The 285-nt window shown below is 68.4% G+C and carries 1 protein-coding gene; it reads left to right on the top strand.

Annotated elements, in window-relative coordinates; all coding sequences use genetic code 11:
- Nucleotides 1-26 precede the first annotated feature (26 nt).
- Nucleotides 27-285, top strand: a 259-nt coding sequence (locus KUG41_RS15195) for a zinc-dependent metalloprotease (protein WP_216905048.1), incomplete at its 3' end; no start/stop codon positions are given.

The following is a 285-nucleotide window of genomic DNA, read 5'->3' as shown; positions in this document are numbered from 1 at the left end:
ACAGCTTCAACTGGGCCACCGATGATGTGGCCCTCGTCTTCAACCGCGGCGACTATTCCGCCGCCGCCACCGCCTCCCACGAAGTCGGCCACACCCTCGGCCTCACCCACGACGGCGCCGGCTCCACCGAGTACTACGCCGGCCATGGCGGCACCGGACCCACCAGCTGGGGCACCATCCTGGGCGCTCCCTACCTCGGGGACGACGAGAACCTCACCCAGTGGAGCAAGGGGGAGTACTACGGCGCCAACAACTCCCAGGACGACCTCGCCGTCATCACCGGCA

It is taken from the genome of Synechococcus sp. CCY 9618, assembly GCF_019038415.1.
In the GTDB taxonomy this organism is placed as follows: domain Bacteria; phylum Cyanobacteriota; class Cyanobacteriia; order PCC-6307; family Cyanobiaceae; genus Cyanobium.
The sequence above is the reverse complement of the archived record's forward strand: the minus strand, read 5'-3'. Positions and strand labels throughout refer to the sequence as shown.